Consider the following 13,920-nt stretch of genomic DNA (forward strand, 5'->3'; position numbering starts at 1 on the left):
ACACCCGTTCCCATTCCGAACACGGAAGTTAAGCTCTTTAGCGCCGATGGTAGTTGGGGGTTTCCCCCTGTGAGAGTAGGACGCCGCCAAGCAATATTCATAATGGAGGATTAGCTCAGCTGGGAGAGCATCTGCCTTACAAGCAGAGGGTCGGCGGTTCGATCCCGTCATCCTCCACCATTACCTACAGTGCCGGTGTAGCTCAACTGGTAGAGCAACTGACTTGTAATCAGTAGGTTGGGGGTTCAAGTCCTCTTGCCGGCACCAGTTTCATTTACAGATTATTTGAGTAAGACGAGCCATTAGCTCAGTTGGTAGAGCATCTGACTTTTAATCAGAGGGTCGCAGGTTCGAATCCTGCATGGCTCACCATTATATAATATTGCGGGTGTGGCGGAATTGGCAGACGCACCAGACTTAGGATCTGGCGCCGCGAGGCGTGGGGGTTCAAGTCCCTTCACCCGCACTTTATCATGCGGAAGTAGTTCAGTGGTAGAATACAACCTTGCCAAGGTTGGGGTCGCGGGTTCGAATCCCGTCTTCCGCTCCACTTTTCGTATGTGCCGGGGTGGCGGAACTGGCAGACGCACAGGACTTAAAATCCTGCGGTAGGTGACTACCGTACCGGTTCGATTCCGGTCCTCGGCACCATTTTAAATATATATGCGCCCGTAGCTCAATTGGATAGAGCGTCTGACTACGGATCAGAAGGTTATGGGTTCGACTCCTTTCGGGCGCGCCATATATATACGGGAAGTAGCTCAGCTTGGTAGAGCACTTGGTTTGGGACCAAGGGGTCGCAGGTTCGAATCCTGTCTTCCCGACCATGTATATCCAATCAATTGTTATGGGGCCTTAGCTCAGCTGGGAGAGCGCCTGCCTTGCACGCAGGAGGTCAGCGGTTCGATCCCGCTAGGCTCCACCATTTCTTCAAACTTATATTATTTTGGCGGTGTAGCTCAGCTGGCTAGAGCATTCGGTTCATACCCGAAAGGTCGTGGGTTCGACTCCCTCCGCCGCTACCAAAATATAAGGACCTTTAGCTCAGCTGGTTAGAGCAGACGGCTCATAACCGTCCGGTCGTAGGTTCGAGTCCTACAAGGTCCACCATATAATGTTATTGGAGGTATACCCAAGTCCGGCTGAAGGGATCGGTCTTGAAAACCGACAGGGGAGTCAAATCCCGCGGGGGTTCGAATCCCTCTACCTCCTCCATTTTTTTAAAACAAATTACATCATTTCTATTATCGCGGGGTGGAGCAGTCTGGTAGCTCGTCGGGCTCATAACCCGAAGGTCGCAGGTTCAAATCCTGTCCCCGCAATCTGGTCCGGTAGTTCAGTTGGTTAGAATGCCTGCCTGTCACGCAGGAGGTCGCGGGTTCGAGTCCCGTCCGGACCGCCATTTTTATTAAATAGTTAAGTTTGCTTTTGAAAGTTGATTGGCTCAGTAGCTCAGTCGGTAGAGCACGTTGAATAAGCTTCTCAGAAAAGCTGCAGCGTACCCATCGAGTTGCTACTTGAATAATCCTCCTGAGATGGGGATGAAGGACAACGCTAATTTTTATTTAGGGTGTCAAATATAATACGGCTCAGTAGCTCAGTCGGTAGAGCAAAGGACTGAAAATCCTTGTGTCGGCGGTTCGATTCCGTCCTGAGCCACCTTTATTGTGTAAGATTTTATTATGGCGATTGTGGCGAAGTGGTTAACGCACCTGATTGTGGTTCAGGCATTCGTGGGTTCGATTCCCATCAGTCGCCCCATTTACGCGGGTGTAGTTTAGTGGTAAAACCTCAGCCTTCCAAGCTGATGATGAGGGTTCGATTCCCTTCACCCGCTCCAAAATGGGCCTATAGCTCAGCTGGTTAGAGCGCACGCCTGATAAGCGTGAGGTCGATGGTTCGAGTCCATTTAGGCCCACCATAATCCTATATTTTTTGTTCCGCAGTAGCTCAGTGGTAGAGCATTCGGCTGTTAACCGAACGGTCGTAGGTTCGAGTCCTACCTGCGGAGCCATATGGGGAAGTACTCAAGAGGCTGAAGAGGCGCCCCTGCTAAGGGTGTAGGTCGGGTAACCGGCGCGAGGGTTCAAATCCCTCCTTCTCCGCCATTTGGCCCCTTGGTCAAGCGGTTAAGACACCGCCCTTTCACGGCGGTAACACGGGTTCGAATCCCGTAGGGGTCATATAGAAAATGTGCATACATCTAAGTATGCATCTTTTTTATTTGATTTTATAAGTGAATTTATAACAGTTTTGAGATTTTCTACGATTAGCACATTTTATAGCTTTTTGTTATTTGGATAAGCTTTTCTGTTCTTTACTTCTACATCATTTCCTACATATGCTTCATATTCTTCTGTAAAGCCTTCTGTTTCGTCTTCATTATCAAAAAGAGTATCATAACTCTCATGATCGCCACTATAGTCAGAAGGGGTCTCTGAGGTTCCAAAACGGGCAACCTCACGAAAGCTATCTTCTTTGTCAGTGATTTCATTATCAGTACGACGATTTTCGAAATGGTTTCCTAAAGATGGGATAAGTACATCTTCTTCTACAGGCCGTGCTTGAATAGTGTTTTGTGTTTGAGAGTGCTCTAAGCAATATAGAGTGGCTGGGACTGCCTCGAGTCGTTTTATAGAAATGGTTTTACCACAGACTTTACAATGGCCATATTTACCTTCATTTATAGCTTGAAGGGCTATATTAATTTTCTCAATCTCGGATTTAGCATGATCATTCAATGCCATAATTCTTTCTTTGTCAAAAAGTTCAGTACCCATATCGGCTGGGTGGTTATCGTAAGAAGATAATTCGTCTACGAATTCTTTTTGACCTACTTTTACTAAGGTTTCTTCATCACTTTGAATTTGGTCTTGGAGATGTTCTTTTTCCATGAGTAATCTATCTTTTAAATTTTGAATTTGCTTTTTAGCAGCCATTTCCATTTCACTCCTTGGGCGATTTGTTTTGGACGTATTTGTACAATACCCTATTGGCGGTGGTAGAAACATTTTAGGGGCATGAAGAATGAGGATGTAAAGGTTTCTTTTCTTTTTTTCTAAGGGCATTAAGAGCAAAAAGAGGATGTCCCAAAAGCAAAGGGTCAGATCCCGCAATAACTAAATACAGTATAGAATAAGTGTATTAAACACTAAATACTGATTTAGAGTGCGAGGTCAGATCCTTTTGGGACATCCTCTTTTTTATTAAGCAAAATAGCTAATCAATAATCCTATAGATAGAAGTAAACCGAAAATTGTGTTTGTTTGAGCAGTTGCTTTCATAGCAGGCATCATTTCAATCGGAACAGTTTTCCCAATAAAGCCTTTTGTTGCTTTTACCGCTTTAGGTATACTTAGTAGAATTAGTAGAATCCACGGTGTAATGATACCGAGTGCAACGATAAGAATAACCCATAGGTATGAAATGGCGAACATAATCGCCATAAAGCGCACACTTTTTTCACGTCCTAGTAAAATCGGTAATGTACGTCGGCCATTTGCTTTATCACCATCGTGGTCACGTATGTTATTAGCCATATTAATTAAGCCAACTAGAATAAGACTAGGGATTGCTACAAATGAAACTTCACTTGTCACATGTCCTGTTTGGATGAAGTAAGCAATTAGTATAATGACGTAGCCCATGAAAAATCCAGAAAAGAGTTCGCCAAATGGTGTAGATGAAATAGGAATAGGCCCTCCTGTATATACATATCCGATGAGCATGCAGATTAAGCCGATTACTGCAAGCCACCAGGAAGAAGCAGCACAGATATATAGACCAAGTAAAAGAGAGATTGCATAAAAACTAAGTGCCAAATTCATAATTAACTTGGGCGTCATTCCATGGCGGACGATTCCACCACCAATGCCAACTGATTCAGCAGTATCTAGTCCACGTTTATAGTCATAGTATTCATTAAATAAATTAGTAGCTGCTTGTATTAATAGGCTAGCGATTAGCATTGCAGCAAATAGTAGCCAGTTCACTTCCTCTGCTACTAAAGCGAGCAAGGTACCAATTAATACGGGGACAAACGCTGCAGTCAACGTATGTGGGCGAATCAGCTCCCACCAGATCTTCCAGCTGTGTTTTTCTTGTTTAGGTGAAACAGAATTAGATTGTATAGACATTTCTCTTCTCCTCTAAAGTTAGCTTGCATATGTGATCACAAATGAAATATTGGTACAGAATAAGTGTAGGAAAACAAATTAAGAGTGTCAATGTCTATTTGTGATTTTCTTAACAACTATGTTAGTAAAGAGAATATATTAATAAGGAAATAAGTTGTCAAAAAAGGTGGATAAAGACCGCAATAATTGACATTGAGTCGAAATGAGGTGTATCTTTAAATAGGTTTGTATGCTTTTAAAATGTTGACATTAAGGGGGATTTTTTTTGGCTATCTCACATGAAACTGAATGGTTTTATGGACTTCAGCAAGCTGTGCAAAAAGCGAAACAGCTAAAGCAAAAAGTCTTGTTCAGTGTAGTAAGGAAAATCGATGATATAGACCCCCTTTCATTTTATCAAGCTGGAAGAGAACGGTATGTAGGAGAACGCTTTTACTGGCAAGATCCTGAAAAAGAACTGATCATTGCTGGTTTAGGTATAGTGGAAAAAATCCAAGTTAAAGCGGATGCTAACAGAGTGAGGAAGATTGAAGCAAGCTGGACTGAGCTTCAGAAAAATGCTGTTAAAGCAGGTGTTTCCGGAGTAGTAGGTACAGGTCCGTTAGTGTTTGGTGGATATTCATTTGATTACAATAAAACGGATTCCCTGCTTTGGGATCAATTTGGTGATAGTTTATTTTATATTCCTGCCTTCATGTTATCCATTGTGAAGGGACAAGCATATTTAACGACCAATATTGTTTGCACATCGGAAGATCAAGCAAACCTCTTCAAAGATCTGATAAATGAACGGGAAAATGATATTAGAAATCGTTTGACAAATGTAACTGTAAGCGAAAATGAGACTTTGGAACAAATCGAGGATGACCCTGAGGGTTGGAAGAAGATTGTTGCAGAGGCCGTTTCACATATGAAACATTCAGAGTTGGATAAAGTTGTTCTAGCGAGAGAATTGCGGCTTGTGTTTAAGGAACGAATTGAAACTGTAGCTGTTCTTTCACGGCTTCTAAAGGAACAAACAAGGAGCTTTATTTTTTGTCTAGAATCTGCTGGGGATTGTTTTATTGGAGCGACCCCTGAGCGCCTCGTTAAAAAACATGGTGATGAATTGTTCTCCGTGTGTCTTGCAGGCTCAATTGCTCGTGGCAAAGATGTAAGAAAAGATAAGCAGTTGGAACAAGAGCTACTGCATGATCAAAAAAACCTACTTGAACATCAATATGTCGTTTCAATGATTAAAGATGCACTAAGTTCGGTTTGTACAAAGCTTGAAGTACCTAAAGAGCCGACTGTTATGAAAAATAGACATATTCAGCATTTGTATACACCAGTGAGTGGAGAATGCGATGCGAATGTGTCTATTTTCGACGTAATAGGCAAACTCCACCCAACCCCTGCAATGGGAGGTTTGCCAACGGAAAATGCAGTTGCATGGATTCGTGATAACGAACAACTGGAGCGTGGCTTTTATGCATCACCAATTGGCTGGTGTGATTCTTATGGGAATGGCGAGTTTGCAGTGGGGATTCGATCAGCGCTCATTCAAGGTAATGAAGCTTCATTATTTGCTGGCTGTGGGGTGTTAGAAGATTCGACCCCTGAAAGTGAATACGAAGAAACAGCAATTAAATTTAATCCGATGTTAAGTGCTTTAGGAGGGAATCTTCATGAATGATCGTGATACGTTAACTGCGTATGTGGCGGCTTTTGTCGATGAATTAGCTCGAAATCAAATAAATGACGTAGTGGTTAGTCCAGGATCGCGTTCTACACCCTTGGCTTTGCTATTGGCAGAGCATCCAGAGATAAAGATTCATATTAATGTGGATGAACGCTCTGCTGCCTTTTTTGCGTTAGGGCTTGCAAAAGCAATGAAGAAACCGGTGGCTATGCTTTGTACATCAGGTACAGCAACGGCAAATTATTATCCTGCAATAGTAGAAGCATTCTACTCTCGGGTTCCACTGATAGTCTTAACGGCTGATAGACCACATGAACTACGTGATGTCGGTGCACCGCAGACAATTAATCAAATCGGGATGTATGGTAATCATGTGAAATGGTTTGTTGAGATGGCGCTTCCCGAAAGCAGCATGAGTATGATACGGTATGCGCGAACGATTTGTGCAAGAGCTGTAGCGACTGCTGCTAATGAGCCAGCAGGTCCGGTTCATCTAAATTTCCCTCTGCGAGAACCGCTTATTCCGAATTTGGCAGAAGCGGAAAAGTACCGTCAGGAGAAACAAGCTACTGTAGCGATTGAACCTGGTGCGTTAACATTATCGACGAACCAATTGGCTGCGATAGCTAAAGAGATTGGGCAAGCTAAAAGAGGGCTGATTATATGTGGAGACCTGAAGAATAATGGCATGAAAGAGGCCGTAACAGAGCTTGGCGAAACACTAGGATTTCCTATTCTTGCCGATCCACTCTCACAGTTGCGAAGCGGTCAACATTCTTTTTCGAACGTGATAGACTGCTATGATACTTTTTTACGCGATGAGCAAGTGATAGAGGCATTTCATCCAGATGTCATCCTCCGCTTTGGAGCGATGCCAGTGTCGAAACCTTTGCTCCTTTGGTTAAAAAAACAACAAGCTCAGTATTTTGTCATTGATGGTGGAGCAGGTTTTCGGGACCCAAGTGGCCTTGCAACGCATATGGTCTACTCGGAAGAAGAAAAATTTTGCCGAGATCTTGTCGAACGACTTCATAAAAATCTTGATCAAGGCTGGTTGCAACGCTGGGTTAAGGTTAATGAAGCGACAAAACATGCACTCCGAAGCATAGCTAATGAAGAAGAGTTGGATGAAGGGAAGCTATTTTATCATTTAAACGAGCTTATGCCGGAGCATTCTCATTTATTTGTCGGAAACAGTATGCCTATCCGAGATTTGGACACGTTTTTCTTTTCAAATAATAAAAACGTAGAAATCTATGCTAATCGTGGTGCAAACGGTATTGATGGAATCGTTTCGACCGCTCTTGGTGTGAGTACGGTTAAAGAAAAGACCGTACTTGTGATAGGTGATTTAAGCTTTTTCCACGATATGAATGGTTTGCTTGCTGGAAAGCTTCAAGGACAAAATTTGACCATTTTGGTGATTAATAATGATGGGGGCGGAATCTTCTCTTTCTTATCGCAAGCATCAGAAAAAGAATATTTCGAAGTATTATTCGGTACTCCACATGGACTTGATTTTTCACATTCAGCCCAACTTTATAATGCAACATATCAAAAGATCCAGAATTGGGATGAATTTAGCGAGGTCTTTACAGCGTCATTTTCAATACCTGGATTAAAAATCATTGAGATTCCGACAAATCGCGAGTCGAATGTTCTAAAGCATCGTAATTTGTGGAGTTTTGTTTCCCGGGAAATAGCAGATGCATTAATCGGGGAAATACAGTGAAACTTGTTTGTCGAAGTGTCGAGTACCATATAGATATCATAGGTCAAGGTGAACCTCTTCTCCTTTTACATGGATTTACAGGTAGCCTTGAAACATGGAGATTTCTAGGGCATATGCTAAAGAGATATCAACTGATCATGGTGGATATCATTGGCCATGGTTCTACAGGGTCTCCAGACAATGCCGAGCGATATACTATGCTGGAAGTAGCGAAGGATCTTCGGGAAATTTTAGAAAAACTTTCGATTCAAAAAATCCATGTGCTTGGCTATTCAATGGGTGGAAGGCTGGCACTGGGTTTTGCTTGCTTATATCCTGAATATGTACAGTCATTGATTCTTGAAAGTGCTTCTCCAGGTTTGAAGACAGAGACTGCTAGACAGGAGCGCAGGATTCAAGATGCAAAGCTAGCGAATAAAATTATCGAAAGAGGCATTTTGGCGTTTGTCGCTGACTGGGAGAATATCCCCCTATTCGATTCACAGAAGAAATTGCCGGTTGAAAAACAACAGTCCGTTCGAAAAGAGCGGCTTGGGAACACGGAACTTGGCCTTGCGAACAGTTTACTTGGAATGGGCACGGGCTCTCAGCCTTCCTGGTGGAGTCAGCTTGAAAACTTATCGATGCCAATCCTTCTTATTACAGGGGAGCTAGATAAAAAATTCTGTGACATAGCAAAAATGATGCAATCGATTATGAAAGAATGCGAATGGCAAATAATAAATAATGCTGGCCATGCAATTCATGTGGAAGATGAAGAGAAGTTTGGTAAGATAGTAAGTGTGTTTTTAACAAAACAATTAAGGAGGATATAAGATGACAATTCAGTGGGAAACGATTCGTGAATATGAAGAAATTTTATTCGAAAAATATAATGGAATTGCTAAAGTATCAATTAACCGTCCACATGTACATAACGCGTTCACTCCGAAAACAGTATCTGAAATGATCGATGCCTTTGCAAGAGCACGTGATGACTCTAGTATTGGTGTGATTATTTTAACAGGTGAAGGTGGTAAAGCATTCTGTTCAGGCGGTGACCAGAAAGTACGTGGCCATGGTGGATATGTAGGCGATGATGAGATTCCACGTTTGAACGTATTAGATCTACAACGTTTAATTCGTACGATTCCAAAGCCAGTTGTTGCTATGGTTGCTGGTTATGCCATTGGTGGAGGACATGTACTACACATCGTCTGTGACTTAACAATTGCTGCAGACAATGCAATCTTCGGACAAACAGGACCAAAAGTAGGAAGTTTTGATGCGGGCTATGGTTCTGGCTACTTAGCACGAATTGTAGGACATAAGAAAGCGCGTGAAATCTGGTATCTATGCCGTCAATACGGTGCTCAGGAAGCATTGGATATGGGCTTAGTTAATACAGTTGTTCCTTTAGAGCAATTGGAAGCTGAAACTGTACAATGGTGTGAAGAGATGCTTGAAAAGAGTCCGACTGCTCTTCGTTTCTTAAAAGCTGCATTTAATGCAGATACAGATGGTCTGGCAGGCATTCAGCAATTTGCTGGTGATGCTACACTTCTGTATTACACAACTGACGAAGCAAAAGAAGGCCGCGATGCTTTCAAAGAAAAACGTAAACCTGACTTCGGTCAATTCCCGCGTTTTCCTTAATAGATTAGACAAAGCAGCTTGGCGAGTTTCTCGTCGAGCTGTTTTTAGATTTGCATCGGAACGATTAGAAATTATTTATGTGGATTTTTTTAAGACTGTTCTTATCTACCACAAACAGCCAAATTCTTAATAGGTAAGAGTTACCCAGCTGATAGGGAGAAACAAGCCTCACAATTTTCATCATATGTTAGCTATTAGGTTGACCGAAACACTGGCTTTTGATCTGAGAAATGTACCTAGACTTTACAGAAAGAGGCGCTTGTCATGAATAAAACCGAAAGACTGCCCAATTGGCTAAAGAAAAGAGCTAAGTTGTCGCCGAATCGGCCAGCTCTTGAATTTGAAGGAAAGGTTCTTACTTTTCGCGAGCTTGATTCGTTAGCGGAAGAAATGGCAGCAAAGCTTGCTTCTCAAAATGTAAAACGGGGAGATTCCTGTGCTTTATTAATTCGGAATCACAAAGATAGTGTTGTAATCATTCATGCTCTGTTTTATCTTGGTGTGAAGATTGTTATGCTAAATACCCGCTTAACTGCGGCTGAACTTATTTGGCAGCTTCGCGATAGTGAAGCAAAGCTGCTTTTGTCTGAACAATATTTTTGTGAAAAACTAAATGATATTCAATCTTTTATGCAGGAAATATCCATTATTGAAAAAGAGGACTTAGCTTCTATTCGAGGTATAGAAGACGTAGCCATTTTAGAAGAATTTGATTTGCATGAGACAGCAACTATTATGTATACATCGGGGACAACGGGTAATCCAAAGGGAGTCATTCAAACTTTTGGAAATCATTGGTGGAGTGCAATAGGTTCGGTTTTGAATCTTGGTCTGACAGAACAGGACAGCTGGTATTGCGCGGTTCCTATTTTTCATATTAGCGGGCTTTCAATCTTTATGCGAAACGTTATTTATGGAATGAAGGTTGTGCTCGTAGATAAATTTAATGAAACAGAGGCCAATCAAATGATCATCGAAAATGGCGTGACAATTATTTCGGTTGTAACGACTATGTTAAATAGGATGCTTATTAATCTTGGGAGTGAGAAGTATCCAAACAGTTTCCGCTGTATGCTCCTTGGCGGTGGTCCTGCACCTCGATACATGCTTTTAGAGTGTAAAGAAAAAGGAATTCCCGTATATCAAACATATGGAATGACGGAAACGAGTTCACAAATTGTTACACTTGCACCTGAGGATAGTCTACAGAAAATAGGTTCGGCTGGGAAAGCATTATTTCCATCACAATTGCGAATTGAAAAGGATGGACTTGAAGCAGAACCGAATCAACCTGGTGAAATTGTCGTAAAAGGCCCGAATGTGACACAAGGTTATTTAAACCGAAAAGAAGCGACGGACGAAGCAATCAAGAATGGTTGGCTGTATACAGGTGATATAGGGTATGTGGATGAAGAAGGCTATCTATTTGTCATGGATCGTCGCTCAGATTTAATCATTTCTGGGGGAGAAAATGTTTATCCTGCTGAGATTGAAGCAGTAGTAAGCAGTCACCCAGATGTGTTTGAAGCAGGTGTAACAGGAGTGTCTGATGAAGTATGGGGCCAAATTGCTGTAGCCTTTGTTGTTAGAAAACCAGGAAGTGAGTTGACTGAGAAGCAGATTATTGAATATTGTTTAACATGTTTAGCTTCCTATAAGGTACCGAAAAGAGTCATTTTTTGCGAAGAGCTGCCCCGTAACGCTTCGAATAAATTGTTGCGAAGAGAATTAAGAAAGCGATTGGAGGACTAATTTTATGAGAATCTCTTCAGTTACTATTTCTCTTATTTCTGCTCCTTTAAAGATCCCATTTCTGACTCACTTAGAGAAGGTGACAAAACGGGAAGCAATCGTGATTGAAGTACGAGATAGTGATGGCAGAATCGGCTATGGTGAAGCGGTACCTTTTTCAAGCCCGTGGTATACGGAAGAAACAATTAAAACATGTTGGCATATATTAGGAGATTTTTTAATTCCGCTTGTACTAAGCCAGCCGATTCAACACCCTAAGGAACTTGTAAGTTTATGGGCCGGCATTCGAAGAAATTCAATGGCGAAGTCGGGCCTCAGTCAAGCCATTTGGGACTTATATGCAAAGCAGGAGGAAGTGTATCTTGGTCAACTATTCGGAGGGGTGCGGAAAACAGTTGCAGCAGGAGTTGTCATTGCAGCGGATGATGTGAGGAAAGCTCTTAAGCAGATCGATGAATTTGCTACAATCGGTTATCAGCGCTATAAAATAAAGATTCAACGATCTACGGACATTTCCGTTTTATCAGAAATCCGGCGTCATTTTCCAGACATTCCACTTATGGCGGATGCGAATTCTTCGTACTCTCTTTTGGATATGGAGCATTTGAAAAAGCTCGATGAATTCAATTTGCAAATGATTGAACAGCCACTCGGGCACGATGATTTAATGGAACATGCGATATTACAAAAAGAAATCAAAACGCCAATTTGTCTTGATGAAAGCATCTGCTCGTTTCATGACGCTAAACAAGCTTTAATGCTAGGGAGCGGTAAAGTAATCAGTATAAAGATGTCACGCGTAGGTGGATGGGCGGAGGCTGTCAACATTCATAATCTGTGCGTTGAGAATGAGATCCCAGTTTGGTGCGGTGGTATGATTGAGTTTGGGATTTCTAAAGCCCATAATATTGCACTTGCCTCTCTTCATGGATTCACGATTCCCGGTGATTTGTCGTCTTCATCACGCTACTGGGAGCAGGATATTGTTGATCCAGAAATTGTTGTCAAGAATGGTAATATAACGGTTCCAGATGGTGTGGGAATTGGCTTTGAAGTGGATGAACATAGATTGCAATCCATGATGATTCATCAGCAATTATTTAAAGTGTAATTGTGATTTGAGGAAGAAGTGATATATATTGCACTTCTTATATTATTTTTTGAAGTTTCAATAAAATAGGCACCTGACTGTTTTTTCTATAATTTTTTTTCGCTATAATTATGGTAATAAGCATCCAGAATCTGTATGGGAGATGATCTGATGACAAAGCCATATCTAATTGCGGACATATTACTAAGACGCGGCCTACCAGAGAATGTTGTTAAAGAGATCACAAGACTTGCGGAAAAGGAAATCATTTGGTTAAAGCAAAAATGGAGTTTGGATGAACTGGAACGCTAACTTGGGCATGCGACTATGAAAAAGAAAGGCAAGCTCCATAGGGGTTGCCTTTTTAACATCGGTTAAAAGAGGAAGAGTGAAATTGAACTAAGAATTGGAGAAATTGCATTTTATTCAAAATAAACAGGATGTCTCAAAGTCAGAACCTTTGGGACATCCTCTATTAATTAGTTTAATGCAGTTTTTAACGTTTCAAGGTTTTTATTCATTATGCTGAAATAATCTTCTTTGTTATTAATATCATTGTCGGTGAGTACAGATAAATTATGGAGCTTCAATGCTTTTGCACCAATTTCATCTTGGATAATTTTTGTTAGTTTGGATGAAATATTTTGTTCATAAATAATGTATTGAATGCCATTGTCTTTTGCTGTTTTAACAATGTTTTCTAGTTGTTTTTGTGATGGTTCGTTTGCTGAAATGCCAGAAACGCTGATTTGTTCAAGATCGTATCGCTTTTCCCAATAGCCATAGGCCGCATGTGATACGATCAGTTTTTTAGTTTTTGCTGTAGAGATCGTTTCATCAAATTGATGATCTAAATTTTTTAATTTTGCTGATAAGGCTTCATATTGTTTTTGGAAGTAATCAGCTTGAGCAGGCATTTTTTCAGAAAGTTCATCTTTAATGATTTCAGCCATTTGTGTAGCATAGACAGGATCAATCCAAATATGCGGATCTACGTCACCATGTTCATGCTGGTGTTCCTCCGAAGCAGCTTCCTCGTCATGATCATGTTCTTCCGAAGCAGCTTCCCCACCATGATCATGTTTATCTTCAGAATGAGGCAGATCAATCTTTTCACCTACTGCGACAACTTTTGCACCTTCGTCCTCGAGAATTGATTTAGATTTATTCACAAAGCCTTCTAAGTTATGTCCAATATAGAAAAAAAGATCAGACTGTGCCATTCCAATGATATCCTTTTGAGATGGTTCAAAACTATGTTCGTCCGTTCCTGGTGGATAGACCGTTTTGACGTCTACAAAATCGCCACCAATTTCTTTAGTGAAATCTTCTAAGGCATAGACTGTTGTGTAAACCATTAACTTTTCTTTGCTATCATCTGTTTGCGCGTCTTGTTTAGTAGTCGTTGAATTGCACCCTGCCAATAAAGTGGCAAATATAAACAAGATAGCGATACTGAGCTTTTTTTTCATTTATCTTTCTCCCCACTATATTTTTGTATATTAAACGAAACCATTACGGTTTAATAAAAATGAATATAAACGAAATCATTACGATTTGACTTAAGTATCGTACCTTAAATAAGCTAAAAGTGCAAGAAAAAAATTTAAGGTCGATGTTTGCAAGACTTATCAGGAACTGGGTCAATGCCGCCTGGATGAAACGGATGGCATTTAAGAATTCGTCTAATGGTAAGCCAGCTACCTTTAATGGGACCGAATCGTTTAATCGCTTCTAATCCATAATGTGAGCATGTTGGATAAAAGCGACAAGTAGGTGGTTTTAGAGGAGAAATAACTTTTTGGTAAAATTTTATTCCGAAAATTAATATCTTTTGCATTATAAGAATCAGCCTTCATTCTTTAGAATATATATTGGTAACAATATATCATAT

General features: G+C 41.1%; 11 protein-coding genes, 21 tRNA genes and 1 rRNA gene. 29 read left to right on the forward strand and 4 right to left on the reverse strand.

The window, feature by feature from the left end; genetic code table 11:
* The 22 genes from rrf to HNP81_RS21145 all read left to right on the forward strand — a co-directional run.
* Positions 1-92 (forward strand): 5S ribosomal RNA (gene rrf, locus HNP81_RS21040); the annotation flags it as partial.
* Between the two features lie 12 nt (positions 93-104).
* Positions 105-180: transfer RNA gene (locus tag HNP81_RS21045), tRNA-Val, on the forward strand.
* Between the two features lie 11 nt (positions 181-191).
* Positions 192-267: transfer RNA gene (locus tag HNP81_RS21050), tRNA-Thr, on the forward strand.
* A gap of 29 nt (positions 268-296) precedes the next feature.
* A tRNA-Lys gene (locus HNP81_RS21055) sits at positions 297-372 on the forward strand.
* 12 nt (positions 373-384) lie between these two features.
* Positions 385-466: transfer RNA gene (locus HNP81_RS21060), tRNA-Leu, on the forward strand.
* A gap of 9 nt (positions 467-475) precedes the next feature.
* Positions 476-550: transfer RNA gene (locus HNP81_RS21065), tRNA-Gly, on the forward strand.
* Positions 551-562: 12 nt separating this feature from the next.
* Positions 563-651 (forward strand) — tRNA-Leu (locus tag HNP81_RS21070).
* Between the two features lie 14 nt (positions 652-665).
* Positions 666-742 (forward strand) — tRNA-Arg (locus HNP81_RS21075).
* An 8-nt stretch (positions 743-750) separates the two neighbouring features.
* Positions 751-827 (forward strand) — tRNA-Pro (locus HNP81_RS21080).
* A 22-nt stretch (positions 828-849) separates the two neighbouring features.
* Positions 850-925, forward strand: a tRNA-Ala gene (locus HNP81_RS21085).
* Between the two features lie 23 nt (positions 926-948).
* Positions 949-1,025 (forward strand) — tRNA-Met (locus HNP81_RS21090).
* 8 nt (positions 1,026-1,033) lie between these two features.
* Positions 1,034-1,110 (forward strand) — tRNA-Ile (locus HNP81_RS21095).
* Positions 1,111-1,122: 12 nt separating this feature from the next.
* A tRNA-Ser gene (locus HNP81_RS21100) sits at positions 1,123-1,215 on the forward strand.
* Positions 1,216-1,248: 33 nt separating this feature from the next.
* Positions 1,249-1,322, forward strand: a tRNA-Met gene (locus tag HNP81_RS21105).
* A gap of 3 nt (positions 1,323-1,325) precedes the next feature.
* Positions 1,326-1,402 (forward strand) — tRNA-Asp (locus HNP81_RS21110).
* A 184-nt stretch (positions 1,403-1,586) separates the two neighbouring features.
* A tRNA-Phe gene (locus HNP81_RS21115) sits at positions 1,587-1,659 on the forward strand.
* A 26-nt stretch (positions 1,660-1,685) separates the two neighbouring features.
* Positions 1,686-1,761: transfer RNA gene (locus tag HNP81_RS21120), tRNA-His, on the forward strand.
* 5 nt (positions 1,762-1,766) lie between these two features.
* A tRNA-Gly gene (locus HNP81_RS21125) sits at positions 1,767-1,840 on the forward strand.
* 4 nt (positions 1,841-1,844) lie between these two features.
* Positions 1,845-1,921 (forward strand) — tRNA-Ile (locus tag HNP81_RS21130).
* Positions 1,922-1,939: 18 nt separating this feature from the next.
* Positions 1,940-2,014: transfer RNA gene (locus tag HNP81_RS21135), tRNA-Asn, on the forward strand.
* A 3-nt stretch (positions 2,015-2,017) separates the two neighbouring features.
* Positions 2,018-2,108 (forward strand) — tRNA-Ser (locus tag HNP81_RS21140).
* A 3-nt stretch (positions 2,109-2,111) separates the two neighbouring features.
* Positions 2,112-2,183: transfer RNA gene (locus HNP81_RS21145), tRNA-Glu, on the forward strand.
* A 96-nt stretch (positions 2,184-2,279) separates the two neighbouring features.
* Here HNP81_RS21145 and HNP81_RS21150 read toward each other — a convergent pair.
* Positions 2,280-2,939: a TraR/DksA C4-type zinc finger protein gene (locus HNP81_RS21150; RefSeq protein WP_182503920.1), complete on the reverse strand. Its 660-nt coding sequence runs from the start codon at positions 2,937-2,939 to the stop codon at positions 2,280-2,282.
* Positions 2,940-3,206: 267 nt separating this feature from the next.
* Positions 3,207-4,136, reverse strand: a complete 930-nt coding sequence (locus tag HNP81_RS21155) for a 1,4-dihydroxy-2-naphthoate polyprenyltransferase (protein WP_182503921.1) — start codon at positions 4,134-4,136, stop codon at positions 3,207-3,209.
* 265 nt (positions 4,137-4,401) lie between these two features.
* Here HNP81_RS21155 and HNP81_RS21160 point away from each other — a divergent pair, with 265 nt between their 5' ends.
* From HNP81_RS21160 to HNP81_RS21190, 7 genes are all read left to right on the forward strand, one after another.
* On the forward strand, positions 4,402-5,811 hold the full coding sequence (locus tag HNP81_RS21160; protein WP_182503922.1) for an isochorismate synthase: 1,410 nt from the start codon (positions 4,402-4,404) through the stop codon (positions 5,809-5,811).
* Entirely contained in the window at positions 5,804-7,549 is a 1,746-nt protein-coding gene (gene menD / locus HNP81_RS21165; protein WP_182503923.1) for a 2-succinyl-5-enolpyruvyl-6-hydroxy-3-cyclohexene-1-carboxylic-acid synthase, read from the forward strand. Before HNP81_RS21160 ends, menD begins: the two co-directional genes overlap by 8 nt.
* Entirely contained in the window at positions 7,546-8,364 is an 819-nt protein-coding gene (gene menH / locus HNP81_RS21170; RefSeq protein WP_182503924.1) for a 2-succinyl-6-hydroxy-2,4-cyclohexadiene-1-carboxylate synthase, read from the forward strand. The genes menD and menH overlap by 4 nt, the downstream gene beginning before the upstream one ends.
* Position 8,365: 1 nt before the next feature.
* The gene (gene menB, locus HNP81_RS21175) at positions 8,366-9,184 is read left to right on the forward strand and encodes a 1,4-dihydroxy-2-naphthoyl-CoA synthase (protein ID WP_182503925.1); all 819 of its coding nucleotides are present in this window, start codon (positions 8,366-8,368) and stop codon (positions 9,182-9,184) included.
* 264 nt (positions 9,185-9,448) lie between these two features.
* A complete protein-coding gene (locus HNP81_RS21180; protein WP_182503926.1) occupies positions 9,449-10,936 on the forward strand; it encodes an o-succinylbenzoate--CoA ligase in 1,488 nt (495 codons plus the stop codon).
* A 4-nt stretch (positions 10,937-10,940) separates the two neighbouring features.
* Positions 10,941-12,047, forward strand: coding sequence for an o-succinylbenzoate synthase (gene menC / locus HNP81_RS21185; RefSeq protein ID WP_182503927.1), 1,107 nt, complete (start codon positions 10,941-10,943; stop codon positions 12,045-12,047).
* Positions 12,048-12,197: 150 nt separating this feature from the next.
* Positions 12,198-12,338: a hypothetical protein gene (locus tag HNP81_RS21190; RefSeq protein WP_182503928.1), complete on the forward strand. Its 141-nt coding sequence runs from the start codon at positions 12,198-12,200 to the stop codon at positions 12,336-12,338.
* A 167-nt stretch (positions 12,339-12,505) separates the two neighbouring features.
* Here HNP81_RS21190 and HNP81_RS21195 read toward each other — a convergent pair whose 3' ends face one another.
* Together HNP81_RS21195 and yidD are read right to left on the reverse strand one after the other, a co-directional pair.
* Positions 12,506-13,498 carry a metal ABC transporter solute-binding protein, Zn/Mn family gene (locus HNP81_RS21195; protein WP_182503929.1) on the reverse strand — a complete coding sequence of 331 codons (993 nt, stop codon included), beginning with the start codon at positions 13,496-13,498 and terminating at the stop codon, positions 12,506-12,508.
* Between the two features lie 134 nt (positions 13,499-13,632).
* Positions 13,633-13,866: a membrane protein insertion efficiency factor YidD gene (yidD, locus tag HNP81_RS21200; RefSeq protein WP_084552399.1), complete on the reverse strand. Its 234-nt coding sequence runs from the start codon at positions 13,864-13,866 to the stop codon at positions 13,633-13,635.
* Positions 13,867-13,920 lie beyond the last annotated feature (54 nt).

Origin of the sequence: Peribacillus huizhouensis (assembly GCF_014138605.1) — a bacterium.
Classification (GTDB): domain Bacteria; phylum Bacillota; class Bacilli; order Bacillales; family DSM-1321; genus Peribacillus; species Peribacillus huizhouensis.